This is a genomic window from Leifsonia sp. NPDC102414 (genome assembly GCF_044765685.1).
Lineage (GTDB): Bacteria > Actinomycetota > Actinomycetes > Actinomycetales > Microbacteriaceae > Leifsonia.
In genome coordinates this window covers 98,322-124,618 of the sequence record NZ_JBIWKN010000002.1, presented here as the reverse complement: position 1 = coordinate 124,618, position 26,297 = coordinate 98,322, and the positions used below count along the sequence as shown (strand labels likewise).

Genomic DNA, 26,297 nt, shown 5'->3' with positions numbered 1-26,297 from the left:
GCGTCGAGACTCCCGTTGATCCCACGCTTGTCGGCACGATGGCGGCCAGGGCGGAGCGCCGCGGCGTCCGCATCCCTTGGCGTTTCATCGGCGGACGAGCCGCCTTCTACGCGTTCACCCTGTGGGCGGCGATCACCATCAACTTCTTCCTGCCCCGCATGATGAAGGGCGACGCCGTCTCGTCGTACATGGCGCGCAGCCAGGGCCAGCTGACCCCGGATGCGGAGAAGGCGCTGAGGGCCATGTTCGGCCTGGACACGTCGGTGCCGCTCTGGCAGCAGTACCTCGACTACTGGAACATGCTGTTCCACGGCAACCTGGGCGTCTCCATCTCCACGGGCATGGCGCCGGTGGGAGAGGCGATCGCCTCCGCCCTGCCCTGGACGCTCGGCCTCGTCGGCTTCGCCACCGTGATCTCCTTCCTGATCGGCACGAGCCTGGGCGCGGTGATCGGCTGGAAGCGCGGCGGACGACTGGATGTGTTCGTCCCGATCACGACGTTCCTCGGAACCGTTCCGTACTTCTGGGTCGGGCTGATCCTGATCGCGGTGTTCTCGACGACGCTCGGCTGGTTCCCCGCGGGGCACGCATACGAGTTGGGCGTCGAGCCGGGCTGGAACGCCGACTTCATCGGCGAGGTGATCTCCCACGCTGCGCTGCCGATGATCACCATCGTGATCGTCTCGATCGGCGGCTGGGTGCTCGGCATGCGCAACATGATGCTCACCGTCCTCGACGAGGACTACATCACCGTCGCGCAGGCCAAGGGGATGCCGAACCGCCGCGTGCTCTGGCGCTACGCCGCGCGCAACGCGGTGCTCCCGCAGATCCAGAGCTTCGCGCTCGCCCTCGGCTTCATCGTCAGCGGCACGATCGTGATGGAGATGGTCTTCTCCTACCCCGGCATCGGCCTGCTGCTGCTCAACGCCACCAGTGCGAAGGACTACGCGCTGATGCAGGGCATCTTCCTCGTCCTGGTCCTGGCAGTGCTGGTGGCGAACATCCTCGCGGACATCGCCTACGCCATCCTCGACCCACGCACCCGTCAGACGGAGGCTTGATCATGACAACCCCCGCACAAGAATCGCAGACCGTCACGCAGGACGCGCAGACGCTCGCGCAGCCGGCAGGCGTCGGCGCTCCAGAGACCCTCGCGGTCGCGGTCGCCGACCGGCAGCGTCCGACGAAGGCCACCTTCTGGTCGCAGCTGAAGGCGTCGCTCGCGATGTTCAGCAACCCCAAGTCCGCGACCGGCCTGATCATCATGGGCGTGTTCATCCTCGTCGCGATCTTCGCCCCGTGGATCGCCCCGTACGACCCGAACGCGCAGAACCTGAACGAGACCCTTCAGCCGCCGTCGTTCGAGCACCTCCTCGGCACGACCCACATCGGTCAGGATGTGTTCAGCCAGCTCGTCTTCGGTACGCGCGGCGTGCTCGTGGTCGGGTTCCTGGCGACGATCATGGCCACCGTGGTCGCGATCATCGTCGGCGTGACCGCCGGCTACCTGCGCGGCTGGAAGAGCGAATCGCTGTCCGCGCTGTCGAACGTGTTCCTGGTCATCCCGGGACTGCCGCTGATGATCATCGTCGCCTCACAGTTCGACGACCCTCCGCTGTGGCTCATCGCCGCCGTGCTCGGTCTGACCGGCTGGGCTTGGGGCGCACGCGTGCTGCGGGCCCAGACCATGTCGCTGCGCAACCGCGACTTCATCCAGGCGGCGCGGGCGAACGGTGAGCCGTTGCACCGCGTCATCCTGGTGGAGATGCTGCCGAACCTCCTCGCGATCATCGCGTCGAGCTTCGTCGGCACGATGACGGCAGCGGTGCTGGGGCTCACCACCCTCGCGTTCATCGGCGTCATCCCGGTGTCCAACCTCAACTGGGGCACCATCCTGTTCTGGGCGCAGCAGAACAACGCGTTCCCCGAGTACTGGTGGTGGTACGTCCCCGCCGGCCTGTGCATCGCACTGCTCGGCGTCGCCCTGTCGCTGATCAACTTCGGCATCGACGAGTACGTCAACCCCCGCCTCCGCTCGGCGGGCGAGCGCGCCCGTGCGATGAAGCGCAAGGGCATCAACATCAACAACGCCGTCACCCAGGTGCGCACGGATACCTCCGCCGCCGGTTCGGCCGAACACACACGGGAAGTCAAGACCGAATGACCTCAACACTGCCATCAGCATCCCCGGTTCTGGCATCGGGAACCCTTCCGTACCAGGATCCATCGCTGACGACAGCCGAACGTGTCGCTGATCTCCTCGCACGCATGAGTGTGGAGGAGAAGGTCGGGCAGATGCTGCAGCTCGACGCCCGCGACGACCTGCGCGACCACATCCTGCGACGCAACGTCGGCTCCATCCTGCACACCTCGCCCGAACGCATTCTGGAGGCCAACCGGCTCACGCAGGAGACCAGGCTGCGCATCCCCCTTCTCGTGGGGGAGGACTGCATCCACGGGCACTCGTTCTGGCCGGGGGCCACGATCTACCCGACCCAGCTCGGCATGGCGGCATCGTGGGATGCTGACCTGATCGCGCGGGTCGCCCGCGCCACAGCAGAAGAAGTCGCCGTGACCGGTGTGCACTGGACCTTCTCTCCTGTGCTGTGCATCGCCAGGGACCTCCGCTGGGGACGGATCAGCGAGACCTTCGGCGAGGACCCGTTCCTCATCGGAGAGCTGGCGAGCGCCATGGTGCGCGGTTACCAGGGCGACGGGCTCGACGATCCGACGGCGATCCTCGCGACCGCGAAGCACTTCGCGGGCTACTCGGAGACGCAGGGCGGCCGCGACGCGAGCGAGGCCGACATCTCCCGGCGCAAGCTCCGGAGCTGGTTCCTGCCGCCATTCGAGCGCGTGGCCCGCGAGGGCTGCCGCACCTTCATGCTCGGCTACCAGAGCACGGACGGCGTGCCGATCACGGTGAACGACTGGCTGCTCAGCGAGGTGCTGCGCGGCGAGTGGGGATACACGGGCACGCTCATCACCGACTGGGACAACGTCGGCCGCATGGTCTGGGAGCAGAAGGTCCAGCCCGACTACGCGCACGCCGCGGCCGCCGCGGTGAAGGCGGGCAACGACATGGTCATGACCACGCCGATGTTCTACGAGGGCGCACTGGAGGCCGTCGAGAAGGGGATGCTCTCCGGCGACGACTTCGACGCCGCGGTCGCGCGCATCCTGACGCTGAAGTTCGACCTCGGACTGTTCGAGAACCCGCGCCTCCCCTCTGCGGAACTCGACGCCGTCGTCGGCAGCGCTGAGCACGCCGAGCTGAACCTGGAGATCGCGCGGCGCTCGATCGTGCTGCTGGAGAACGACGGGACGCTGCCGCTCGCCGCCGAGCCGCTCAGGGTCGCGCTCGTCGGCCCGCTCGCCGACGACGCCCAGAGCCAGCTCGGCGACTGGGCGGGCGGATCGGGGCAGGCGGGTTGGCTGGACGGCCAGCCCCGCGAGATGATCACCACCGTGCTCGACGGCCTGAGCGCGATCGACGGCTGGCGCGTCCAGCACGCCAGGGGCGCGGAGATCCTCACGCTCGAGGACGACCCGCGCGGAAAGACGTTCCAGGACGGACAGCCGCGGCCCTCCGTGGTCGTGCCTGCCGCTCCGGACGCCGCGCTGATCGCCGAGGCCGTCGCGGCCGCAGAGGCATCCGACGTGGTGGTGGCCGTGGTCGGAGACAGGATCGAGCTCGTCGGCGAGGGGCGCTCGACCGCGACCCTCGAACTGATCGGCGGCCAGATCGCACTGCTCGACGCGATGATCGCGACGGGGAAGCCCGTCGTGGTGGTGCTCCTCGCCTCGAAGCCGCTCGTCCTCCCGCCGTCGGTCGCGAACGCCGCAGCCGTGATCTGGGCGGCCAACCCGGGGATGCTGGGCGGGCAGGCGCTCGCCGAGATCATCGCAGGCCGGATCGAGCCGTCCGGCCGCCTGCCGATCTCGTTCGCCAGGCACGTCGGCCAGCAGCCGACGTACTACAACCAGATCCGCGGGCAGCACGGCGACCGCTACGCCGACCTCACCCAGGAGTCCGCGTGGGCGTTCGGCCACGGGCTGTCGTACACGACGGTGGAGTACGCCGACCTGGCGCTCGTGCGCACCGAGCTCGGTGCGCACGACGACATCGTCGCCGAGGTCACCGTGAGCAACACCGGCGCACGTCCTGTCCGCGAGACGGTCCAGGTCTACGTGCGCGACACCGTCACGAGCGTGAGCTGGACGGACAGGGAGCTGAAGGCGTACCGCCAGCTCGACCTCGCCCCTGGCGAGTCGGTCAGGGTGCGCATCGAGCTCCCCGTCAGGGACTGCTCGATCGTGGACGCCGCGGGAGTCCGCCGCGTGGAAGCGGGGGACTTCGAGCTGCTCGTCGGTCCGTCCTCCCGTGAAGCTGCGCTGCTCTCGGCCGGGTTCGAGGTCGTCGCGACCTCCTGATCGCGTGCGCGGGCGGCGTGCGCGTCGCCCGCGTGCCGCGTGCCGCCCGCGTGCGCCTCAGGCGCGTTCTCGTGTCAGGTGCGGTCGTGGAGGGTGATCTGGTAACCGTCCGGGTCGGCGAAGGTGAAGGTGCGCCCGAAAGGACCGTCGATCGGCGCGGCGACGATGGTGTGACCGTCGGCGACGAGCGCGTCGTGGATGGCCTGGACGTCGGTGGCGTGCAGCCAGAGGGCGGCTCCGATGCCCGGCTGGGCGACGGCGTCGAGGTCGGTGCCTTGGACGACGTCGCGGAGGGCGAACGCGATCGGCGTCGTCTCGAAGACGACGGCGTGCGGCGGGCCGGCCTGCGAGCGGACCAGTCCGAGGTACTGCTCGTAGAACGCTCGCGAAGCGTCGAGATCGCGCGCCTGCAGGGAGATGAAGTCGGGGCCGGTGACGGGCATGGTGATGCTCCTTCGTGATGTGTCAGTTATCTGACACGCATCAACCTATGTCAGACTACTGACATGAGTCAAGACGGAGCGGGCGTGGACCTGGAGACCTCGCTGGGCTACCTGCTGAAAGAGGCGTCCAGCGCGCTCCGCGCCGCCATGGAGGCCGTGCTGCGCCCGCTCGGGATGACCATCACGCACTACTCGTGTCTCGAATTGCTTGCACAGCGCCCCGGCCTGTCCAACTCCGAGCTCGCCCGGGGAACCTTCGTGACCCGGCAGTCGATGAACGTGCTGCTCCAGAACCTCGAGCGCGACGGCTCCGTGGTGCGGCCGGCGGAGGCGTCGGTCGGGAAGGTGCTCCCCACGCGGCTCACGGAGCGCGGACGGCGAAGCCTCGAGGTGGCGACGGTCGCTGTCCGCGGTGTCGAGCTCAGGATGCTGGGCGACATGACGGAGGAAGAGCAGGCGAGTGCGTTCCGCATCCTGCACGGCATGATCGAGCGGCTGCGCTGAGCCGAGGCTCTGTGCCGCCGGCGGGGCTCGGTCAGCCCACCATCGCCAGGATCGCCTCGGCCACCTGCCTCGGCGACGCGCTGGTGGTGTCCACGGTCGGACCGGGGACGCCCGCGGAGGCGAGCACCGCATCCAACTCCCCGTGGCGGTGCAGGTGCCAGGCGAGACCCGCCGCGTCCTCGCGGTGCCTGGCGCGCAGCCTGGCCGCACCGACCTCTGGGTCGACGGTGAGCCGGACGACGGTCAGCGGGATGCTGCCGACCGCGTCTTCGTATAGCCGCACCGCCGCCGCGTCCTCGATCACCCCGGCGAGCACCAGGACGCGCGCCCCGGCTGCCAGGTGGTTCGCGGCGACAGCGCGGAGGTTCGCGAGCTCCAGCGCGTTGTTGAACGGATCGCCCGCCGGGGCGGGCCACGCGCTGCGGAGGGCGTCGAGGTCGACGATCGCGTGCGGGACCCCGCGCTCGATGAGGAGCGCGCTGAGGGCGTCGGCGGTAGCGGTCTTGCCGACGCCGACGGTACCGTTCACGAACAAGGCTTGGTCGCGCATCCGACCAGTCAACCGCACGAGGGTGCGGCGAAGTGTTGCGACAAGCTCGGTGGATGCGCGGGATCGTTGCGCGCAGCGGCGAAAGAATGCCGAAGTGTTGTGAGAGTCTGCTGTGGGCCCGAGAGGAAAACATGGATAACCGCAAAGCCGACGCCACGCCGACCAGGATGCACGCCGTCTCAGACGAGACCCGCGGTCTCGTCGACCTCGTGCTCGAATACTCGCGGCGGCGCATCCTGAGCACGGACACCCCGCTCGACAAGCCGCTGTCGGAGGCCGAACTGAACCGGCTGGCCGGGCAGACCGTGGTCGAGGGCGGGATCGGCGCCGAGCGCGCGCTGGCGCTGTTCGAGCACGTCCTCGCTCCCGCCTGCATCACCACGGACCACCCGCAGTATCTGTCGTTCATCCCGACGGCGCCGACCAAGGCGGCCACCGCGTTCGACCTGGTCGTGTCCGCGAGCGCCGTCTACGGCGGCTCCTGGCTGGAGGGGTCGGGGGCGGTGTTCGCCGAGAACCAGGTGCTCGCCTGGCTCGCCGCCGAGTTCGGTCTCCCGAAGACCACCGGCGGGGTGTTCGTGCAGGGCGGCACGCTCGGCAATCTCTCCGCCCTCGTCGCCGCCCGCGAGCATGCGCGCGCGGAGCGGGGCGACCAGCTCGGGCACGGCCGCTGGAAGATCGTCTGCAGCGCAGAGGCGCACTCCTCCATCGCGTCCGCGGCACGGGTGATGGATGTGGAGGTCGTGCCTGTGCGACCCGACGACAGCGGGATGCTCACCGGCGCGAACGTGAGGGAAGCACTCGACGAGCACGGCGCATCCGTGTTCGCCGTCGTCGCCACGGCAGGGTCGACCAACTTCGGCATCGTGGACGACATCGCATCCATCGCGGCACTGAAAGACGAGTACGAGTTCTGGCTGCACGTGGACGGCGCGTACGGCCTGGCCGGGATGCTTTCGCCGGCCGCCAGGCACAGGTTCGCCGGGGTGGAACGAGCGGACTCGGCGATCGTCGACCCGCACAAGTGGCTGTTCGCGCCGTTCGACGCGTGTGCGCTGCTCTATCGCGACCCCGAGGCAGGACGCAGGGCGCACACCCAGCACGCTGAATACCTGGACACGCTCACGGAGACCACCGAGTGGAGTCCGTCAGACTACGCAGCGCACCTCACCAGGAGGGCGCGCGGCCTCCCGCTGTGGTTCTCGCTCGCCACTTATGGAGCGGCGGCGTATCGCGATGCGGTGACAGCATCTCTGGACGTGGCGCAGCGGATCGCGCGCGAGATCGAGTCTCGCGACGGCTTCCGGCTGGTGCGCGAGCCTCAGCTGTCTGTCGTGGTCTTCGAGCGGGATGGCTGGACTCGCGACGACTACGCGCGCTGGTCGGCCAGGCTGCTCGACGAGCAGCGCGCGTTCGTCACGCCCAGCTCGCACGACGGACGTCCGAACACCCGGTTCGCCATCGTGAACCCGACCACCACCTTCGCCCACCTCACGTCCATCCTCGACACGATGTAGACGCAAACGAGTCCGGAGTTATGCACGCGACGCGCCGGGCGCGAGCGTGCATGACTCCGGACTCGATTGTTCAGACGATGGGGTCGTCTGTGTCGCTGGTGCGACGGGTGACGCGCTCGCCGGAGGCGGGGTCGACAGCCGTGCGCGTCGTCGCAACCGACTGGCGGCGGCGGGTCAGCAACACGATGCCGATGATGATGCCGATCGCGCCGGCGGCCATCAGGATGTAGCCGACCAGATGGAGGTCGATCCAGGCCACCTGCAGGTTCAACGCGAACGCCAGGATGGCGCCGATGACGAACAGGACGATTCCGGTTCCGAGACTCATGGTGTCTCCCTTCCGGTCAGACGCGTCGGCTGCCGGTGAGCATCCTCACGAGCCAGACGATCACGGCGATGACGAGCAGGACGATGCCGACCCAGAGCAGGAAGTTCAGAGACTGCACGAATCCGCCGGTCAGCAGAAGAATGATCGCAATGATGGCGATCACGATGAGCAGGATGTTCATGGCAGAGGTGTCCTTTCCTTGACGACACCACAGAACTACTAGTTCAGTTGCCTAGCAATCCCCTTGACTTGACGAGAATTCCTGCTTTACTCGCGCGCGCAGTTCGGGGGAGGAGAGTTCAGGAGTGCCGGGGCTTGGTCGAGATGCGGTCGACCGTCTCGCGCATCTTGGTGAGGAAGCGCGTGATCGTCGCGGCCTCCTCGGGGCTGAGCTCCGCGGTCGCCGCTTCGATCTGGGTCTGCGCGGCTTCGAGCATCGGCCCTGTGTCGCCGAGCGCCGCGGCGGTCGGCACGATCTCGATGGAGCGCTTGTCGACCGTGCTGGGCTTGCGCTCCACGAATCCGCCCTTCGCCAGCCGGTCGATGAGGGCGGTGGTGGATGCGCTGGAGATGCCGAGATACGCGCTGACGTCTTTGGAGGCTGTCACCCTTCCCACCGCGCGACGATCGAGGATGAACCGGAGCGCGAGCAGGTCGCTGTCTCCGATGCCCATCGCAGCGCCGGTGCGCCGACGCATCGCGGCCTCCGCGGCCCGGTAGACCTGCAGCGCCTCGAGGACGCCCGTCTCTGGGCGGTCCGGCACCTCGGTCTCGTCACTCACAGCACTCACTCAACCCACGTTCGCCGATCTGACAAGGGAGGAACCCGACACTTTCGGCTGATTCACGGCCAGGGCGACGACGACGAGGGCCGCGCGTATGCTCGCACGGTGGACGATCGTGTGCTGCTGGACCGCTACGAGCTGAGGGACGCGCTCGGTCGCGGAGGGATGGCGACGGTGTACCGCGCGTTCGACCGCCAGCTCGGCCGGTTCGTCGCCGTCAAGCTCTTCGCGCCGGGGACCGCCGTCGACGACGCGCGCCGCCGCGGAGAGGCGACGCTGCTCGCCCGGCTCAGTCACCCGAGCCTGGTGACCCTGCACGACGCGCACCTGGCCGTCGAGGGCGACGAGACGCCGAGCTTCCTCGTCATGGAGCTGGTCGCGGGAACCGACCTGCGCACCCGCCTGGACGACGGACCCCTGACCGGTCCGGAAGCGGCCGAGCTCGCCGCCGAGATCGCGGAGGGGCTGGTGGTGGTGCACGACGCGGGAATGGTGCATCGGGACCTCAAGCCCGCCAATATCCTGCTGCCGGACTCGACGGTGCCAGGAGGGCGGCTGCACGCCAAGCTCGCGGACTTCGGCATCGCCCACCTGATCGGTGCGGAACGTCTCACCACGGACGGGACGGTCATCGGAACGGCGGCGTACCTCAGCCCGGAGCAGGTGGCGGGAGCCGAGCCAGGAGCGCCGGCCGACATCTACTCTCTCGGCCTTGTGCTGCTCGAAGCGCTCACCGGTCGACGTTCGTACCCCGGCACCCCCGTCGAGTCGGTGAGCGCCAGGGCGGCTCACGACCCGCGCATCCCGAGCACACTGCCGGAGGACTGGCGCGGGATGCTCGCCGCCATGACGGCGCGCGACCAGGCGCTGCGGCCGACAGCGATGGAGACAGCGGTGATGGCGAGGGAGCTCGCACCGCAACTGGCCGGGTGGGATGCTGGTGCGGCCGGTTTGGCGCCGGAGGATGAGCCAACGGTCGCGATGATTCGCCAGGACGCTCAGGTGCCGCCGGAGCCTCTGGCGGCGACCGTGGCGATGCAGGGGAGCGCTGCCGCAGCGGACGCCGCCGACGCAGCCGACGCACCGACCGCCGTGCTGACCCCCACGAAGCGTCGCCGCGGACTCGTCGCGGCGGTGATCGCCGTAGTGGTGGTGGTGCTGGTCGCCGGGGGCATCGGCCTCGGCGCGCTGCTCGCGCCGTCCGGAACGTCGCCAGGGACGGGCCCGGCCACGCACACCCCGGCGACGCCGAGCCTCGCGCCGACCGTCGCGCCGGTCACCACCCCCGATCCGGCGTCCCCGCCTGCCACACCGACCTCGCCTCCGCCGGCGACCACGTCCGCCCCGGCGACCACTCCTGTGCCGACGCCGAGCAGCAACGGGAACGGCAACAAGGGCAAAGGCAACAACAACGGGAACGGCAATGGGAACGGCAAGAACAAGTAGCCGCTAGCCGGCCCGACGCCCGATCGAACCGCGTGCCGCTCAGCGCGGGCGGCAGACCAGGATGCTTGCCCTGCGTCGCCGCTCGAACCCGAGCGCTTCGTACACGCTGGTCGCGCGCTCATTCGTCGTCTCGACGTGCAGGAAGGGACGCTCGCCCCGCGCGATGATGCCGCGCATCACCTCGACCATCGCCGTCGCGGCGAACCCGCGCCCGCGGAAGTCCGGGTCGACGCACACCGCACTGACCTCGCACCACCCGTCCGGCCGCATCCGCTGCCCCGCCATCGCCGCAAGCCGTCCTCCGACGCGGATGCCGCGATACCCGCCGAACTCGATTGTGCGGGGGAGGAACGGCCCCGGCCTGGTGCGGTCGACCAGGTCGAGCGCATCCGGAACGTCGGCGTCGCCCAGCTCCACCAGCACAGCGTCGTCGCCGAGCGGCCGCAGCTCCGGCACGGTGTCGTGCTCGTAGGTCAGCTGCCAGCAGTCGTACACGCCGAGCGTCTCCCAGCCGTCCGGGCCTGTGGATGCGCCGAACACGCCGAGAGCGTCGTCTGCGTCCGCGTCGCTCGCTGCGGGCAAGATCAGGCCGGCCAGCGCATCCAGCGGCCCGTCAGGGTCGGCGACGGCCGCGAACGGTGAGACGTCGGGACGGAAGCGTTTCGCGTCAGCTGTTCCGATGGCCAGGGAGCGCTGCGCACCGGTGAGGGCGTGCCAGGCGGGATTGTCGAGAACGTGCATCCCCCCAGCTTTTCATGCCGTGGATGTGCCGTGCGCCGGTTCCGTCAGGCCCCGTGCGCCAGTAGTGTCTCGCGTGACCCGTGCATTCGGCGTCGCCCATTCGAGGAGGACTCCCTGAAGACCGCTGCCATCGTCGTGAATCCGATCAAGGTCGACCTGCCCGCCGTCCGCGCGGCCGTCGAGGAGGCCGAGTCCCGCTACGGCTGGGGGGAGACGATCTGGCTGGAGACGACGGAGGACGACCCGGGTACGGGGCAGGCGAAGCAGGCGCTGGAGCGCGGGGCGGATGTGGTGATCGCGGCGGGCGGCGACGGCACGGTCCGCACGGTCGCCGAGGTGCTGCAGGGCTCTGGGACGCCGCTCGCCTTGCTCCCGTCCGGCACGGGGAACCTGCTCGCCCGCAACCTGAGCCTCACCCTCGACGACGTGGAGAACGCCCTGCAGTCCGCGTTCGACGGCGACGACCGCCCGATCGACGTCGGTGTCGCCGACCTCCGGGATGCCGACGGTACGGTGAGCAGGCACTCGTACCTGGTGATGGCCGGTCTCGGCATCGACGCGAAGATGCTCGCCGCCACCGACGACGACCTCAAGGCGAAGGCCGGGTGGCTCGCGTACGTTCGGGCGATCGGCACCGTGCTGCGCGACAAGAACGAACTGCACCTGCGCTACCAGCTCGACGGCGGACGGGCGCGCTCGTTACGCGCGCACACCGTGATGATCGGCAACTGCGGCTCACTGCCTGGCAACATCCTTCTGCTGCCGGACGCCGCGGTGGACGACGGCGAGTTCGACATCGTGGTGCTGCGTCCGGAGGGTTTCATCGGCTGGGTGCAGATCGTCGCGAAGGTGTTTTGGGAGAACGGCGTGCTGCGCCGCACATCGGCAGGGCGGCGGCTGCTGAGCATGTCGAAGGAGGTGCGCGCCCTCAACTACCTGAAGGGCAGCGAGTTCGTGCTGCGCCTGAGCCGCCCGGAGGACGTGGAACTCGACGGCGACCTGTTCGGCCGCGCGGTCGCGATCAAGACCTGGATAGACCCGAAGAGCCTGATCGTGAAGGTGCCAGCGGCGGAGTGACGCTGCCGGCCTGCGCGGCCGTGGACCACCCAGGGCCGGCCCGCCCAGGCTCGGCCCGCCCCGACTCGGCCCGCCCCGGCTCGTCCCGCTCACCCCCGCTCGCCCACCGCCGCGACGATCTGCACCAGCGCGGCGCGCAACGCATCCGGATCGTCGACGGCCGGGAACACGTCCCGCTCCAGGTCCTTCGCCCCCGCGAACGCCTCGCGCCCGGCGTCGGTGATGCTGAGCGCGTGCCTGCGCCTGTCTCCCGGGTACGGGGAGCGCGTGACGAGTCCTTCGCGTTCGAGCCTGTCGACCGTGCGCGACATCGTCTGCGCCTCGACGCGCGCGAGGCGCGCGAGGTCGGCCTGCGAGGTGATGCCTGCATCCAGGAAGTGCAGCACGATCAGCCCGGCGTGGGTGAGTCCGCGCTGTTCGAGCGCCTGCGCCCAGGTCCGCTCGACCGCGCGCGACGCGACGCCGAGCAAGCGGCCGATCGGCCAGTTCTCCGGACGCTGCTCGTCGGCGTTCACGGTCTGCTCGTCCATCGGTTCATCCTAAGCGCGCCGCCTGCGCCGCAGAGCCCCGATTCTCTCATCGTGCCAGTGGTTTCAGCGTGACGGAGGCCGGGCTCGACGGACACGCGGGAGTACGGTTGAGCCTGTTCGAACCGGATGGGAGCACGCATGGAGTACGTCAACCTCGGCAGCACAGGTCTGAAGATCTCGGCGGTCGTCCTCGGCTGCATGAGCTACGGCGTGCCGGAGCGGGGTGCGCATCCCTGGAGCCTCGACGAGGAGGCGAGCAGGCCGTTCATCCGGAGCGCTCTGGAGGCCGGGATCACGACGTTCGACACGGCAGACGTGTACTCCGACGGCACCAGCGAGGAGATCGTGGGGCGGGCGCTCGCCGACTTCGCGGAGCGCGACGACGTGGTCATCGCCACCAAGGTGCACGGCCGGATGGGGCAGAGCCCGAACCGTGCCGGCCTGTCGAGGGCGCACATCCTGTCGGCCATCGACGACAGTCTCCGCAGGCTCGGCACCGATCACGTCGACCTGTACCAGATCCACCGGTGGGACCCGTCGACGCCGATCGAGGAGACGATGGAGGCGCTGAACGACGTCGTCCGCTCCGGCAAGGCCCGCTACATCGGTGCGTCCTCGATGTGGGCGTGGCAGTTCGCGAAGGCCCAGGCCGTGGCCGAGGCCAATGGCTGGGCGCGGTTCGTCTCGATGCAGGACCAGTACAACCTGCTGCAGCGCGAGGAGGAGCGGGAGATGCATCCCCTGTGCGTCGACCAGGGCGTCGGTGTCATCCCGTGGTCGCCGCTCGCCCGCGGGGTGTTGACGCGCGACTGGGGCGAGACGACCGACCGTTCGGCGGGAGACGTGTTCGGCGCGACTCTGTACCGCGGCGACGATGAGTCCAACCGCGGCATCGTCGACGCCGTCGCCCTGGTCGCCGAGGCGCGCGGCGTCTCGCGTGCGCAGGTGGCGCTCGCCTGGGTGCGTCAGCAGAGCGCGGTGACGGCGCCGATCGTCGGCGCGACGAAGCAGCAGCACCTGGTGGATGCGGTCGCCTCGGTCGATCTGATGCTCAGGTCGGAGGAATGCGCGCTGCTGGAGCGCCCGTACACGCCGCGACGGCCGGAAGGCTTCTAGACGAGGGAACTACCCTGCGGACCCCAGGAATGCCGTGAGCGCGTCGGTCACCTTCGTGCGGGCCTCGTCGTCGCTGATGCCGGGCGCGTTGTCGCCCGGCTGCGTTCCGTAGTCGCCGAACTGGGCGTGGTTCATCCCTGCGATCTCGACCATCGTGGCGTCCGCCGGCAGCAGATGCCTGGCCGCATCGATCTTCGCGGGCGTGCTGAGGCCGTCGTCGCTGCCGCCGATCGAGAGCACCCGCAGGTCGGTTCCGCTGAGGTCGTTCGCGCAGTAGCTGCCGAAGAGGATCAGTCCGTCGACGGCCTGATCCGACGCGAGCTGGCACGCACGCACACCGCCGAGGGAGTGCCCGCCGACGTACCACGAGGTCACGTCGGGGGCGTGCGCGGTGAACGTCGACAGCGGCCGCCGGTCGAAGAAGGCCAGGTTCAGCGTCGGCTTGGTGACGACGACCGTCAGCCCGGTCTCCTCCACGGCGCCGGCGAGCTTCGAGAGGTAGGCGTACGGGTCGACGAGCGCGCCGGGGATGAACACCAGGCCCTGCCCGGACGGGGTGCCTGTCGGCGCGAGCAGCACGGAGTCGCCCTCGTCGGTGATGCTCACCGCCGGGTTCGTCCACACCTCGATCGCCGCGGCGCGGTCTCCCATCATCGGCGTGTTCGCCCAGGCGAGGAAGCCGACGAGCACGAGTATGACGACGGCGACGATCGAGACCAGGATGCGCACGGTGCGGCGCCTTCCGCGGTGCGGTGGTCTGGGCATCTGGACTCCTCCGGTCGGCGCGCTGTCCCGATTATAAGCAGGCTTACTATCCGGATGCCCGAGTCGCAGGGTGTACAAAGCAGGAGTGACCAACGACGCGCAGAGCGCCCCACCCCGTCAGCAGGCGAACGCCGTCGTCACCGTCGACACCGGTTCCGGAGACACCACGTACCTCCTCGTCCACGGCATCGGCGTGAGCTCCCGCTCGTTCGAGCGGCTGGTCCCCGTCCTCGCCAGGAGCGCCAGGGTGGTCGCCGTGGATCTGCCGGGATTCGGCAGGAACCCGAAGCCGGGCCACCCGATGGGTGTCGAGGATTTCGCTGCGGCGGTGGCCGCGGTCGTCGACGACCTCGGCCTAGCGGGGTGCGTGGTGCTCGGCCACTCGATGGGTGCGCAGGTCGTGACCAGGCTGGCCATCGACCGGCCGGATGCAGTGAGCGCCGTCGCCCTGATGGGTCCCGTGATGGATCCCCGCGACCGCACCCCGTTCCGCGCTGCCGCCCTGCTGGCGCTGGACACCGTCGGCGAGAGCCCCCGGGCGAACGTCGTGGTGCTGACCGACTACATCCGGTGCGGTCTGCGCTGGTATCTGACGGTGCTGCCGTCGATGCTGACCTACCGCATCGAAGATGACGTGCCTCGGCTCCGCCAGCCGGTCCTGGTGCTCCGTGGGGAGCGCGACCCGATCGCGCGCGTCGGCTGGGCGTCCGTCCTCGCGGCGTCCGCAGTGCGTGGGGGCGCCCGCTCGATCGGCGGGGCCCGTCACCTGGCGATGCACGCGCGGCCGGAGCAGACGGCTGCGCTGCTCGCGGCGCTCGCCGGTGTCGCGAGGTGACCGAGCCAGAACCTCCGTCGCCCCGCCGGGCGGCCGGCGTCCTCCGCAAGGCGGTGATCTGGGCGCTCGACTATCTGTATGCGGCGCGCCACCAGGTGCGCGCTGCCTTCAGCCGAGACGACCCAGGGATGCTCGCGGCGGGTCGACCTGGCGCATCCACGGTGCTGCTGCTGCCCGGGATACTGGAGACCTGGCGGTTCATGCTCCCGCTCGCGCGGCACCTGCACGCGCGCGGTCACGCGGTGCACGTGGTGGCCGCCCTCGGCCGCAACGGGTCGACCATCGGAGACGGCGCGGAGCGGGTCGCCGCCTACCTCCGTGCGCACGATCTGACCGAGGTGACCATCGTCGCCCACAGCAAGGGCGGACTGATCGCGAAGCAGCTGATGGCGTCCAGTCCGGAGGGCGTCCGCGTGCGCCTGGCGGTCGCGGTCAGCACGCCGTTCGCCGGGTCGGTCTACGCGCGCTATCTGCCGACGCGCAGCCTGCGCTCGCTCGCCCCGACCGATGCGACCCTGCTGCGCCTGACCGCGGAGAGCGCGGCGAACGAGCGGATCGTGTCCGTCTTCGGCTGGTTCGACCCGCACATCCCCGGCGGGAGTGCGCTCTCCGGGGCGCGGAACGTGGAGCTCCCGGTCGGCGGCCACTTCCGGATTCTGGCGAGCAGGGAGCTGCTGGAGGTCGTGGACGGGTGCGTGGACGGCGGCTGAGCGGACGGGCGTGACGGCGTGCCGGACGCGGAGCAGCGTGTCGGTCACGCCGCTCGCGTCTGCGGGGGAGCGCGGCATGGTCATGAGCCGAGCTAATCAAAGAATTATGGGCAACACCAGCGCCAGCTGCCGTTTGGTGAAAATGATTTTGCACGCGTTGTGAATGAAAACCGGCTTGCAAATAAGTATCAAATTGATCACGCAAACTCCCAGGTAGTGCAAATCATTTGACAAGCATCGGTAACGCATGCGACTCTCTACTCCAGCACCACGGCCCCCCGGCCCGCACGGATAGGACTCCCATGACGACGATGTCGAGCACGGCACCGACGGCGACGCTGCAGACGCGTCGACGTCGGCCGCGCCGCTCTTGGATCGGCTGGGCCTTTGTCGCACCGTTCACGATCGCCTTCGCTTTCGTGCTCATCGCGCCACTGGCATACACGATCTACCTCAGCCTCTTCCAGCACAGACTGATCGGCGGCAATGCCTTCGTCGGATTCGGCAACTACGTCGAGCAACTCACCAGCCCCGACTTCTGGGATGCGCTCACCCGCGTATGCCTCTACCTCGTCGTGTTCGTCCCGGTCATGCTGGGGCTCGCACTGCTGACGGCACTGGCCCTCGACTCGGCCAGGCTGCACGCACCTCGACTCTTCCGCCTCACGATCTTCCTGCCGCACGCGGTGCCGGGAGTGGTCGCCGCCCTGCTCTGGGGATACATGTACGGCACCCATTTCGGGTTGGTGGGGAACATCAACCAGTTCTTCGGCATCACCATCCCGGACCCGCTCTCCAGCAATCTGGTGCTGCTCTCGATCGGCAACATCATGGTCTGGCTCACGATGGGCTACAACATGCTCGTCTTCTACTCAGCGCTGCGGGTGGTGCCGGGGGAGCTCTACGAAGCCGCCGAGATCGACGGGGCAGGAGCGTGGAGGGTGATCGCCGCGATCAAGCTTCCAGCCATCCGCCCCGCCCTGGTGGTGACCGTGATGTTCTCGACGATCGCGGCCTTCCAGTTGTTCAACGAGCCGAACATCCTCAAGGCGCTGGCGCCGAACGCCATCAGCTCCCACTTCACGCCCAACATGTACGCGTACAACCTCTCGTTCGCCGGCCAGCAGTTCAACTCTGCGGCGACGGTGGCGATCGTCATGGGGGTCATCACGATGATCGTCGCATACGTCATCCAGCGCGTCGGAAACCGAAAGGGCTGAATCATGGCCATCGCCACTCTCCAGCGCACGTCAGAGACCGGGACCGCCACAACCGAGGACGGCCTGCGTCCCTCGCGCAGACGGAACGGACTCAAGCCCCGCAAGTCCTGGCTTCTCACGGCGCTGATGTCCGTGCTGTTCGCGTACAGCATGCTGCCCCTGTTCTGGCTGGTGATCAGCTCGACCAAGACTCAAGGCGCGCTGGTGTCGAGCTTCGGTCTGTGGTTCTCCGGCCCGTTCGCGTTCTGGGACAACGTCGTTCAGGTCTTCACCTACCAAGACGGCACCTTCGGCAGGTGGGTGCTCAACACTCTCCTGTACACGGTGGTCGGCGCGTTCGGCTCGACATTCCTCTCCACCCTCGGCGGCTACGGGCTCGCCAAGTTCGACTTCCCAGGCAAGCGCGTGTTGTTCGCCGTGATCATCGGCGCTGTCGCCGTTCCCGGCTCGGCGCTCGCGGTCCCCACCTTTTTGCTGTTCAGTCAGCTCGGTCTCACGAATACGCCCTGGGCGGTGTTCATCCCGTCGCTCGTCTCGTCGTTCGGGTTGTTCCTGATGTGGAGCTATTCGCGGGAAGCAGTGCCGAACGAACTCCTCGAGGCGGCACGCATGGACGGCGCAGGGGAGTTCCGCACCTTCTTCACGATCTCGTCGCGGCTCCTCGCCCCCGGTGTGGTCTCCGTGCTGCTGCTCGACATCGTCGGCACGTGGAACAACTACTTCCTTCCCCTGATCATGCTGAGCGACCCCAAATGGTACCCGCTCACGGTCGGGCTCAACCAGTGGAGCGAACAGGCCAACACCGCGGGCGGCGAGACGGTCTTCAACCTCGTCATCACCGGCTCGCTGCTCACCATCGTGCCGCTCATCGTCGCCTTCCTCTTCCTGCAGCGGTTCTGGCAGTCCGGCCTTGCGGCCGGAAGCGTGAAGGCCTGAAACGTCCGGTCTCTCCCCGGCAACCAAGAAAGGTGAACTCCCGAATGATCAAACACAGCCGCTGGCGACTTCGCGCGAAGAAGCTCGTCGTCGCCGCCTCCGTGGGCCTCGCCGTCACGGCCGGCCTCGCGGGCTGCTCCGGTGCATCCTCGGCCGGCGACACCCCCACCGCGAGCGTCACCCAGGCGCAGATCGACGCAGCCATGAAGAAGAAGACCACCATCACGATCTGGACCTGGGCCACCACCCTGACCGGCATCGTCGACGCGTTCGAGAAGAAGTACCCGAACGTCACGGTGAAGCTGGTCAACGTCGGCACGGGTGCGGCGCACTACCAGAAGCTGGAGAACGCCATCAAGGCGGGCTCGGGCGCCCCCGATCTCGCGACCGTCGAATACCAGACGATCCCGCAGTTCGCTCTCGAGGGCAGCCTCGTCGATCTGAACACCTTCGGCTACGGGAAGTACAAAGATCTCTTCACGCCGGCGATCTGGAACTCGACGAATCTCAACGGCGGGCTGTACGAGTTGCCGCACAACGCGGGCCCCATCGCCATGTTCTACAACAAGACCGTCTTCGACAAGTACGGCCTCGATGTTCCGAAGACGTGGGCAGAGTACGCGGCGGACGCCAAGACGATCCACGACGCCGACCCGACTGCGTACATCGCAGCAGACACGGGAGACGCCGGGATGGTCTCCAGCATGCTTTGGCAGGCCGGCGCCAAGCCCTTCCAGGTGAAGGGAACGTCCGACGTATCTGTCGACTTCTCGGGCGCCGCCGCAGACACGTTCACCGACTTCTATCAGCCGCTTCTGGACGGCAAGCTCCTCATGCCGGCCTCTGGATTCAGCAATGACTGGTACCAGGGACTCGCCAACGGCAAGATCGCCACCGTCGTCAGCGGTGCGTGGATGGCCGGGTCGCTGAAGTCCAGCGTGCCGACGGGTGCGGGACAGTGGCGCGTCGCCGCAATGCCGCAGTACGAGGAGAGCCAGACGGCGAGCGCCATGAACGGCGGTGGCGGATACGCGATGCTCAAGCAGAGCTCGAAGCAGCACCAGCTCGTCGCGGCCGAGTTCTTGAAGTTCATGGAGACCGGCCCAGGAATCCAGCTCTCCATCGCGGCCGGCCAGTACCCCGCGACAGTGAAGGAACAGAACTCCAGTGAGTTCCTCGACGCCAAGAACGACTACTTCGGCGGCCAGCAGATCAACAAGATCTTCTCGCAGTCCGCTGCAGACGCCATCAAGGGCTGGCAGTACCTGCCGTACCAGTCGTACGCGAACTCGGTGTTCAGCGACACCGCCGGCCAGGCCTGGGTCGGCAAGACGACGCTGAAAGAGGGCCTGAAGGCGTGGGGCGACAAGCTCGTCACCTACGGCAAACAGCAAGGTTTCACCGTCAACTAGTGCGAAGGAGCGGCCGGTGCGCAAGCGCCGGCCGCTTCTCTCTGCCGCCACTCCACCCGTTCCCTGCCCTTTTCGAGGAGTCCCATGACCACCTTTGCCATCGGCGAACGCGACTTCCTGCTCGACGGTGAGCCGTTCCGCATCCTCGCGGGGGCGCTGCACTACTTCCGCGTGCATCCCGAGCAGTGGGAGGACCGCATCCTCGCTGCGAAAGAGATGGGGCTCAACACCATCGAGACGTATGTGGCGTGGAACGAGCACGAGCCCGAACGCGGATCCTTCCGCACCGATGGTGCACTCGACCTCGGGCGCTTCCTCGACCTGATCGCCGACGCAGGGATGCACGCAATCGTCCGTCCGGGCCCCTTCATCTGCGCGGAGTGGGACAACGGCGGTCTCCCCGGCTGGCTGACGCGTGAGTGCGGCAGCAACATCCGCTGCAGCGATCCGACCTTCCTGCGCGCGGTGGGCGACTACCTGGCCTCGGTCCTTCCGATCCTCGTCCCGCGTCAGGTGGATCGAGGGGGTCCCGTCATCCTGCTGCAGGTCGAGAACGAGTACGGGGCGTATGGCTCTGACAAGGAGTACCTGACCACCCTGGTGCGCTGGATGCGGGCCGGGGCCGTCACTGTTCCGCTGACCACCGTCGACCAGCCGGAAGACAGGATGCTCGAGAACGGCAGCGTCGCGGGAGCTCACCTCACCGCATCATTCGGGTCGAACGGGATCGAGCGCCTCGGCCGATTGAGGAAGCACCAACCGGATGGCCCGCTCATGTGTGCGGAGTTCTGGGACGGCTGGTTCGACCACTGGGGCGGCCGGCACAACACGACAGACGCCGCGACCGCCGCGCGCGAGCTCGACGAGATCCTCTCGACCGGGGCGTCGGTCAACATCTACATGTTCCATGGCGGCACCAACTTCGGCCTCACCAACGGGGCCAATCACAAGGGATACTACGAGCCGACGACGACCTCGTACGACTACGACGCCCCGCTCAGCGAGCACGGCGCGACCACGGCGAAGTATCTGGCGTTCCGCGAGGTCATCGGGCGGTACGCGCGCCTGCCGGAGCGCGTACGTCGCGAGCCGTCTGCCTCGCCGGCCTTCTCCTCCCCGTTCGACGCCGCTGCCCGCCTGCTGCCGGCCGTACCGCTCGAGAGGGGCAGCGAGTTCTCATCCGTTCCGAGCATGGACGATCTGGGCGTGTACCGGGGGCTCGTGCTCTATCGGGCGAGGGCGACCGCCGGCGTCCTGCGCGTCGGTGAGGTGCGCGATCGCGCGCAGGTGTTCGCAGACGGTCGTCCGATCGGCGTTCTCGAACGGGAGCACAACGATGTCGGGATCGAACTGCCGGACGGCATCCGGTTGCTCGAGATCCTCGTCGAGGATCAGGGACGTGTGAACTACGGGCAGAGGCTCGGCGAGCCCAAGGGGCTGATCGGGCCGGTCACGGTGAACGGGCGCGAGCTGCGGGGCTGGTCTGTGACCCCCATCGACCTCGACCGTCCCGACCGCTACCTGGACACCGAGCACGACGGCCGCACGGGGGCCCTCGGTCCTGTCGTCGCCCGATCCACATTCCTGCTCGACGAACCCGCGGACCTGCAGCTGGCCACGCGAGACCTGGGCAAGGGCTTCGCCTGGGTCAACGGCTGGCCGCTCGGTCGCTATTGGAGCCGAGGGCCGCAGCATTCCCTCTACGTGCCTGGACCCGCGACGCGAACGGGCGAGAACGAGCTCGTCGTGCTCGCGCTCGGCGGGGTCCTCCCGTCCCGTGCGAGGTGGCTCGCTCAGCCGGATCGCGGGCCGCTCGAGGCGTGAGTTCTCCGCCTGCGCTCAATCCGACGTCACGAGAAGTACACCGAATGGCGCGAGCACTGGGCCGTCGACACGGTCGCCCGTCAGCCGGTCGATGCCGGCGACGTCGACGCGGGCGGAGACACGGCTGTGGTTGACCACGAAGGTCAGCGCGCCCCTGCGCACCACCTCGACCCCGTCCGGAGTCTCGTGCAGCGCGACACCGGCGTCGGCGAGAACGGACGTCAGCACTCCGCGGACCCCCTCGTCGTCTGGGTCTGCCGCCAGATACCATCCCGATCCGTCGCCGACGGCTGCACGCGTCAGCGCGGGGCCGCCGTCCGCGAGACCGCCGGAGAAGCCGGCGACGACCTCGGCGCCCCGTGCGTGGACGACCTCGGCCCATTGCGTGACAGAGCAGTCGAGCGCTCCCACCAGTCGGACGGCGTCCGCTGGACCGTGCGGTGCGTACTCCTCGACCTCGATGCCGAGGAGGTCCGCCAGCCGCCCGAGGTGACCGCCCTCCGGTAAGGCCGCATCCTGGTCGACGACGCCGGTCGGTGCGGCGACCAGCAGGGTGCCTCCGTCGTGGACGAAGCCGCCGAGCCGATCTGCGTCCTCGTCACAGACGACGAACAGCGCAGGCGCGATCACGACCCGATACGCAGACAGCTCGCCGCCACGGGCTACGAAGTCCGCGTTCACTCCGAGGTCGAGGAGCGCGTGGTGCCAGCTGGCGATGACCTGCGCGTAGTCGATGCGGGCGGGCGTCGCCTGCTGCTCGATGCTCCACCACGAGTCCCAGTCGACCACGATGGCGACGTCTGGTCGTTGCACCCTGGTGCCGACGAGATCGTCGAGGCCGCGCAGTTCGGCGCCGAGCTCGCATACCTCGCGCCAGATGCGTGTGTCCGTGCCGGCGTGCGGCACCATCGCGGAGTGGAATTTCTCGCCGCCGCGCCGGGATTGACGCCACTGGAAGAACATCACGCCGTCCGCGCCGCGGGCGATGGCCTGGTACGACAGCGCGCGCATCTGGCCTGGCAGTTTCGGGGCGTTGAGGTCGCGCCAGTTGACAGCGCTCGTCGACTGCTCCATCAGGAGCCAGGGGCGGCCGTCGCCGAGCGACCGCATGAGATCCCTGTGCAGGGCGGCGTCCTTCCACACCCTGGATGCGCGGGGTCGGGATACGCGTCGTCGCTCACCACATCCACCTCGCCCGCCCAGGACCAGTAGTCCGCCGGCTTGAACATCCCCATGAAGTTGGTGGTGACCGGGATGTGGGGTGTCGCCTGCCGCAGCATGGCGGCCTCCGCGCGGTACCCGTCGAGCAGAGCGTCCGAACCGAATCGGTCGAAGTCGAGGAGGTGGGCCGGATTGCGGAAGGTGGGGGCAGCGCGCGGAGGGAGGACCTGGTCGAACGACGAATAGCGCTGCGACCAGAACGCGGTGCCCCAGCGGGCGTTCAGCTCGTCGATGGACCCGTAGCGGCGCCGGAGCCAGTCGCGGAAGGCCAGCGCGGTCTCGTCGCCGTAGTCCCTGGGATTGTCGTTGCCGAACTCGTTTCCGACGTGCCAGGCCACCAGGGCAGGGTGGTCGCCGTAGCGTTCTGCGATGGCGCCGACGAGGCGGAGGGCCAGCCGTCGGTACGTCGCCGAACTCGGGTTGACGTGCTGGCGACTGCCCGGCGAGAGCACGTGCCCCCACTCGTCCACCAGCAGGGTGTCCGGGTGGTTCAGGGACAGCCACTGCGGCGGCGTCGCGGTCGCGGTCGCGAGGTCGGCGCCGATGCCGGCCGCGTGCAGGCGGTCCAGCACGCGGTCGAGCCACTCGAACTCGAATCGTCCCTCCTCCGGTTCCAGGAAGGCCCACGAGAAGACGCCGACGGTCGCGACGGTGACGCCGGCCTCCGCCATGAGGCGAATGTCCTCCTCGTGCGTCGCCTCCGGCCACTGCTCAGGGTTGTAATCGGCTCCGTACCAGAAGCGCATCCGGCATCCTCTCGTGTAATTTATTTTCAGTAGGTGCTTCGCGCCGCACAGTGAGGGAGGCCTTCTTGACCACCGCAGCAGAGCCCAGTCCGCTCGAACTCGTCCGACACGCGCTGCCGACGCTGTCCGGCGCGCGCAAGCGCGTCGCCGAGATCGTGCTCACCGACCCGTTCGAGGCCGGGCGCAACTCCATCACGTGGCTTGCGTCGCAGGCAGACACACAGCCCGCGACGGTCACGCGACTCTCCGTCTCGCTCGGATACTCCGGGTTTCCCGCGTTCCGCGCGGCGGTCGCGAACGAGGCGGGGCGCGAGTCGCAGGCGGGATGGGCGAGCGACATCGGGCCGGATGTCACCCCCACGGATTCGCCGGAGCAGGTCATGAACGTGCTGGCGGGGCACGAGTTCCGTGCGCTCCGCAACGCGCTGTCGAACGTCGACCTCGGCCTCCTCGGTCAGGCGGCGGAGAAGATCGCTGCTGCGACGCGCGTCGAGATCTTCGGAGAGTGGGGCGACCGTCCGCCCGCCGACGAGCTGTCCATGCGGCTCATGCGGCTGGGCGTTCCGGTCTGGATGCACGAGGGCGCGTACGCCGCGAAGGTGGGTGCGAGCCTGCTCGACCGGAAGGGGGTGGCGGTGGCGGTGTCCCGCAACGGCGACAGCGCGATCGTGGAATCCTTCCTGCACGAGGCCTCCGCCCACGGAGCGACCACGATCGTCATCACCGGTGTGCCGGACGGGCGCGTCACACGCGAGGCCGACCTGGTGCTCTACACCGGCACGGGCGGCGGGCGCACCTGGACCGAGTACTTCGCGGGGCGGGCGAGCGACGATTTCGTCGGGGCCGTGCTGTGGATGCTCGTGGCTCAGCGGCTGAACGCGTCGTTCGCCCTGCCGGCCTGACCCTGTCACTCGAACACGCGGACGGCGACGACGCTCGCCCACGCCGACCCGTTCGTCGCCTCGACGACGAGCCGTACGGCATCCGTGGTCACTCCGCCGAGGTCGTGGACGCGGCGGCGGCGGCGGTTGCCGGCCACCGCGTCGAGCGTCACCCAGCCATCCGCGGTCGCGGCCTCGATGCGGTAGTCGCGCACGAGTTCGGGGATCACGGCGAACGGGGTGCGATGGTGGTGGAGGTTCACGAGGTCCTCGTCCACCTCGTCGTTGAAGATCACCTCGATGCGCCCGGCGCCGATCGGTCCTGGCCAGCGCAGCTCCAGGGACTCCTCTCGCCCTGACGCGATGCGTGCGGACGACCACATATTCGGGCCGCCGTACGGACGGGCGTACCCGCCGACGGCGTGCTCGGGTTCGTAGGCCAGCGTCGCCGGAGCGGCCTCGAAGACCGGAGAATGCCTCCGCAGCTCGGCCGCAGACCACGCGTTGGACTGGGGCCGGTTGAGATCGGTCGCCGGTGTACGGCTGAGCAGCCCGAGCACGCCGGATGGCGCAGCCCCTGCGTTCACGATCACCGAGAGTCCTGGTGCTCGGCGGATCACCACGACGACGTCTTCCGGTGTCGTCGGCGCGTAGCCGAAGTCCGCGCCGACCATGCTGCGGCCGGCCTCGACGTGCAGCGTCCGCCGATCGACGAAGCGCACCGGGATGTGGTTCTCGCCGCCCTCGGTGCTCCACAGCTCGACGGTCACCTCCGTCGGGCCGGCCGCCTCGACGAGGATGCCGACGCTGTCGAGCACAGGGTCCACGGGCAGGTGGAGGCCGAAGTCGTGCTCGTCCAGGGCGTACGGCACGGCGTCTGGTGCTTCTTCGACGCGAAGCGTGGTCAGGGTGCTGGAAGCGGTGATGTCGGCCGCGAAGGCACGATCGTCCTCCGAGGTCCACGGCACGCCGAGCAGAGAGGCGTCGCTGCGCAGCAGCAGCTGCTGGAGCTCGGCCATCCGCTCTGTCGCGACCTGGCGCGGAGTGATTCCCTGCAGCGCCGCGAGAGCCGCACCGGCCCCGGCGGCCTCTCCGGTGACAGCGCAGGTCGCCATGACACGGGTGGTGCCGAAGGCGACGTGGCTGGCGGAGATGTCGCGCCCGGCCATCAGGAGATTGCGGGTGTTCCTGGAGTACAGCGAGCGGAAGGGGATGTGGTAAACCCCTGACGTGAACAGGTGCTTGGAGCCGTGGTCGGTGGAGTACATCCCTCCCGGCGGGTGCAGGTCGATGGACCAGCCGCCGAAGCCGATCCGATCGTCGAAGCGCGTCTGGTCCATGATGTCGCTCTGGGTCAGCACGTGATCTCCCAGGAACCGGCGATACTCGCGCTTGCCCGGCACGGAGCCGACCCATTCCAGCGTCAGTGTCTCGGCGTCGAAGCGTCCGGAGTTCTTGATGTGGTCCCAGATGCCGTAGACGACGGCCCACAGCTCGTCGCGAATGCGCTCGTTGTCGGCCACCGCGTCGAGTTCTCCGCCCCACTCGATCCACCAGTAGTCGCAGCCGTTGGCGCTGGTGTCGATCCTGCGATGGACCAGGATGCTGGTCTCCGCGATGTCCTTCGCGATCGACGGCGGCACGTAGCGCACCGGCTCACCGAGGTCCTTGGTGTAGAAGAACAGCGTGCTGCCGAGCATGTTGCCGTCGGGGACCTCCGGCGCCCATTCCTCCTGGTAGACACTCGCCGCCTCCCGACCGGACGCGTACCAGGCTCCTGCGAGCTCGCCGACGAGGCCGTCGCCACTCGCGTCGATGAACACCGGCCCCGCGAAGGTGAGACGCCGTTCGGAGCCCTGCTGCCAGCCGGTCACGTCGATGATCCGGCGATCGTCGTCGTCGCCGTCCGCGTTGACCGCTGTCACGTCGGTGTTGAGGAAGAGGGTGATGCCGGTCTCAGCGCGAACCGCGTCCAGGACGACCTGATCCCAGAAGTACGGATTGCCTTCGGGGTTGCGGTACTGGTTCTCCAGGTAGAGCTCTCCCATGATCCCGGTCTCTCTGGCGTACTTCTGCGCACCGTGCGCCGTCGCACCGCACACCCAGACCCGGATCTCGGAGCTCGAGTTCCCGCCGAGGACCGGGCGGTTGTTGATCAGCGCGACTGTCGCGCCCGCCCGGGCGGCGGCGATGGCTGCCGCGACACCGGCGAGGCCGCCTCCGATGACCGTGACGTCCGAAGTGACCGTCTGTTGCTGCATGGTCGCGCTACTCCT

At 68.6% G+C, this 26,297-nt stretch carries 26 protein-coding genes; 15 read left to right on the top strand and 11 right to left on the bottom strand.

Going from position 1 to position 26,297, the window contains the following annotated elements; all coding sequences use genetic code 11:
* Nucleotides 1–38 precede the first annotated feature (38 nt).
* Genes ACIRCZ_RS08845 through ACIRCZ_RS08835 form a run of 3 tightly spaced genes read left to right on the top strand, consistent with a single transcriptional unit; the run spans nt 39 to nt 4,434 of the window.
* On the top strand, nt 39–1,061 hold the full coding sequence (locus tag ACIRCZ_RS08845) for an ABC transporter permease (protein WP_055899066.1): 1,023 nt from the start codon (nt 39–41) through the stop codon (nt 1,059–1,061).
* Between the two features lie 2 nt (nt 1,062–1,063).
* Nucleotides 1,064–2,164, top strand: coding sequence for an ABC transporter permease (locus tag ACIRCZ_RS08840; RefSeq protein ID WP_402851971.1), 1,101 nt, complete (start codon nt 1,064–1,066; stop codon nt 2,162–2,164).
* Nucleotides 2,161–4,434 carry a glycoside hydrolase family 3 N-terminal domain-containing protein gene (locus ACIRCZ_RS08835; protein ID WP_402851968.1) on the top strand — a complete coding sequence of 758 codons (2,274 nt, stop codon included), beginning with the start codon at nt 2,161–2,163 and terminating at the stop codon, nt 4,432–4,434. The genes ACIRCZ_RS08840 and ACIRCZ_RS08835 overlap by 4 nt, the downstream gene beginning before the upstream one ends.
* Before the next feature lie 74 nt (nt 4,435–4,508).
* On the opposite strand, the gene ACIRCZ_RS08830 is transcribed toward ACIRCZ_RS08835, so the two are convergent.
* The gene (locus ACIRCZ_RS08830) at nt 4,509–4,877 is read right to left on the bottom strand and encodes a VOC family protein (RefSeq protein WP_055898537.1); all 369 of its coding nucleotides are present in this window, start codon (nt 4,875–4,877) and stop codon (nt 4,509–4,511) included.
* A 63-nt stretch (nt 4,878–4,940) separates the two neighbouring features.
* On the opposite strand from ACIRCZ_RS08830, the gene ACIRCZ_RS08825 reads away from it, so the two are divergent.
* On the top strand, nt 4,941–5,381 hold the full coding sequence (locus ACIRCZ_RS08825) for a MarR family winged helix-turn-helix transcriptional regulator (RefSeq protein ID WP_055898539.1): 441 nt from the start codon (nt 4,941–4,943) through the stop codon (nt 5,379–5,381).
* 31 nt (nt 5,382–5,412) lie between these two features.
* On the opposite strand, the gene ACIRCZ_RS08820 is transcribed toward ACIRCZ_RS08825, so the two are convergent.
* Nucleotides 5,413–5,931, bottom strand: coding sequence for an AAA family ATPase (locus tag ACIRCZ_RS08820; protein WP_055898542.1), 519 nt, complete (start codon nt 5,929–5,931; stop codon nt 5,413–5,415).
* A gap of 131 nt (nt 5,932–6,062) precedes the next feature.
* Between ACIRCZ_RS08820 and ACIRCZ_RS08815 the strand changes: the two genes are divergently transcribed.
* Nucleotides 6,063–7,448 carry a pyridoxal phosphate-dependent decarboxylase family protein gene (locus tag ACIRCZ_RS08815; protein ID WP_402851963.1) on the top strand — a complete coding sequence of 462 codons (1,386 nt, stop codon included), beginning with the start codon at nt 6,063–6,065 and terminating at the stop codon, nt 7,446–7,448.
* Between the two features lie 70 nt (nt 7,449–7,518).
* On the opposite strand, the gene ACIRCZ_RS08810 is transcribed toward ACIRCZ_RS08815, so the two are convergent.
* The 3 genes from ACIRCZ_RS08810 to ACIRCZ_RS08800 all read right to left on the bottom strand — a co-directional run bounded on the left by ACIRCZ_RS08810 (nt 7,519) and on the right by ACIRCZ_RS08800 (nt 8,558).
* Complete coding sequence (locus tag ACIRCZ_RS08810) at nt 7,519–7,776, bottom strand: DUF6458 family protein (protein WP_055898548.1); 258 nt, start codon at nt 7,774–7,776, stop codon at nt 7,519–7,521.
* 16 nt (nt 7,777–7,792) lie between these two features.
* Nucleotides 7,793–7,957, bottom strand: a complete 165-nt coding sequence (locus tag ACIRCZ_RS08805; protein WP_168690344.1) for a hypothetical protein — start codon at nt 7,955–7,957, stop codon at nt 7,793–7,795.
* Nucleotides 7,958–8,075: 118 nt separating this feature from the next.
* Nucleotides 8,076–8,558 carry a MarR family winged helix-turn-helix transcriptional regulator gene (locus tag ACIRCZ_RS08800; RefSeq protein WP_055898551.1) on the bottom strand — a complete coding sequence of 161 codons (483 nt, stop codon included), beginning with the start codon at nt 8,556–8,558 and terminating at the stop codon, nt 8,076–8,078.
* Nucleotides 8,559–8,666: 108 nt separating this feature from the next.
* Between ACIRCZ_RS08800 and ACIRCZ_RS08795 the strand changes: the two genes are divergently transcribed.
* A complete protein-coding gene (locus ACIRCZ_RS08795) occupies nt 8,667–10,007 on the top strand; it encodes a serine/threonine-protein kinase (RefSeq protein ID WP_402851957.1) in 1,341 nt (446 codons plus the stop codon).
* 39 nt (nt 10,008–10,046) lie between these two features.
* Here ACIRCZ_RS08795 and ACIRCZ_RS08790 read toward each other — a convergent pair whose 3' ends face one another.
* On the bottom strand, nt 10,047–10,748 hold the full coding sequence (locus ACIRCZ_RS08790; protein ID WP_402851954.1) for a GNAT family N-acetyltransferase: 702 nt from the start codon (nt 10,746–10,748) through the stop codon (nt 10,047–10,049).
* A 135-nt stretch (nt 10,749–10,883) separates the two neighbouring features.
* Here ACIRCZ_RS08790 and ACIRCZ_RS08785 point away from each other — a divergent pair, with 135 nt between their 5' ends.
* Nucleotides 10,884–11,825 (top strand): diacylglycerol/lipid kinase family protein, encoded by a 942-nt coding sequence (locus ACIRCZ_RS08785; RefSeq protein WP_402851951.1) that lies wholly within the window; start codon nt 10,884–10,886, stop codon nt 11,823–11,825.
* Nucleotides 11,826–11,914: 89 nt separating this feature from the next.
* Here ACIRCZ_RS08785 and ACIRCZ_RS08780 read toward each other — a convergent pair whose 3' ends face one another.
* A complete protein-coding gene (locus ACIRCZ_RS08780; protein ID WP_055898564.1) occupies nt 11,915–12,355 on the bottom strand; it encodes a MarR family winged helix-turn-helix transcriptional regulator in 441 nt (146 codons plus the stop codon).
* A gap of 138 nt (nt 12,356–12,493) precedes the next feature.
* On the opposite strand from ACIRCZ_RS08780, the gene ACIRCZ_RS08775 reads away from it, so the two are divergent.
* Nucleotides 12,494–13,471: an aldo/keto reductase gene (locus tag ACIRCZ_RS08775; protein ID WP_402851947.1), complete on the top strand. Its 978-nt coding sequence runs from the start codon at nt 12,494–12,496 to the stop codon at nt 13,469–13,471.
* A 9-nt stretch (nt 13,472–13,480) separates the two neighbouring features.
* Here ACIRCZ_RS08775 and ACIRCZ_RS08770 read toward each other — a convergent pair whose 3' ends face one another.
* Entirely contained in the window at nt 13,481–14,236 is a 756-nt protein-coding gene (locus ACIRCZ_RS08770; RefSeq protein ID WP_402851944.1) for an alpha/beta hydrolase, read from the bottom strand.
* Between the two features lie 85 nt (nt 14,237–14,321).
* Here ACIRCZ_RS08770 and ACIRCZ_RS08765 point away from each other — a divergent pair, with 85 nt between their 5' ends.
* From ACIRCZ_RS08765 to ACIRCZ_RS08740, 6 genes are all read left to right on the top strand, one after another.
* A complete protein-coding gene (locus ACIRCZ_RS08765; RefSeq protein ID WP_402851941.1) occupies nt 14,322–15,071 on the top strand; it encodes an alpha/beta fold hydrolase in 750 nt (249 codons plus the stop codon).
* On the top strand, nt 15,068–15,781 hold the full coding sequence (locus tag ACIRCZ_RS08760; protein WP_402851938.1) for an esterase/lipase family protein: 714 nt from the start codon (nt 15,068–15,070) through the stop codon (nt 15,779–15,781). Before ACIRCZ_RS08765 ends, ACIRCZ_RS08760 begins: the two co-directional genes overlap by 4 nt.
* Nucleotides 15,782–16,083: 302 nt before the next feature.
* Nucleotides 16,084–17,001, top strand: a complete 918-nt coding sequence (locus ACIRCZ_RS08755) for a carbohydrate ABC transporter permease (protein WP_402851936.1) — start codon at nt 16,084–16,086, stop codon at nt 16,999–17,001.
* Nucleotides 17,002–17,004: 3 nt separating this feature from the next.
* On the top strand, nt 17,005–17,937 hold the full coding sequence (locus ACIRCZ_RS08750) for a carbohydrate ABC transporter permease (RefSeq protein WP_402851934.1): 933 nt from the start codon (nt 17,005–17,007) through the stop codon (nt 17,935–17,937).
* 44 nt (nt 17,938–17,981) lie between these two features.
* Nucleotides 17,982–19,349: an ABC transporter substrate-binding protein gene (locus ACIRCZ_RS08745; RefSeq protein WP_055898580.1), complete on the top strand. Its 1,368-nt coding sequence runs from the start codon at nt 17,982–17,984 to the stop codon at nt 19,347–19,349.
* Between the two features lie 84 nt (nt 19,350–19,433).
* The gene (locus tag ACIRCZ_RS08740) at nt 19,434–21,173 is read left to right on the top strand and encodes a beta-galactosidase (RefSeq protein WP_402851931.1); all 1,740 of its coding nucleotides are present in this window, start codon (nt 19,434–19,436) and stop codon (nt 21,171–21,173) included.
* Nucleotides 21,174–21,188: 15 nt separating this feature from the next.
* Here ACIRCZ_RS08740 and ACIRCZ_RS08735 read toward each other — a convergent pair whose 3' ends face one another.
* Together ACIRCZ_RS08735 and ACIRCZ_RS08730 are read right to left on the bottom strand one after the other, a co-directional pair.
* Entirely contained in the window at nt 21,189–22,283 is a 1,095-nt protein-coding gene (locus tag ACIRCZ_RS08735) for a beta-galactosidase trimerization domain-containing protein (protein ID WP_402851928.1), read from the bottom strand.
* Nucleotides 22,247–23,140, bottom strand: coding sequence for a beta-galactosidase (locus ACIRCZ_RS08730; protein WP_402851925.1), 894 nt, complete (start codon nt 23,138–23,140; stop codon nt 22,247–22,249). The genes ACIRCZ_RS08735 and ACIRCZ_RS08730 overlap by 37 nt, the downstream gene beginning before the upstream one ends.
* Before the next feature lie 65 nt (nt 23,141–23,205).
* On the opposite strand from ACIRCZ_RS08730, the gene ACIRCZ_RS08725 reads away from it, so the two are divergent.
* On the top strand, nt 23,206–24,042 hold the full coding sequence (locus ACIRCZ_RS08725) for a MurR/RpiR family transcriptional regulator (protein WP_055898589.1): 837 nt from the start codon (nt 23,206–23,208) through the stop codon (nt 24,040–24,042).
* 5 nt (nt 24,043–24,047) lie between these two features.
* Here ACIRCZ_RS08725 and ACIRCZ_RS08720 read toward each other — a convergent pair whose 3' ends face one another.
* A complete protein-coding gene (locus ACIRCZ_RS08720; RefSeq protein ID WP_402851922.1) occupies nt 24,048–26,282 on the bottom strand; it encodes an FAD-dependent oxidoreductase in 2,235 nt (744 codons plus the stop codon).
* Nucleotides 26,283–26,297: the final 15 nt, after the last annotated feature.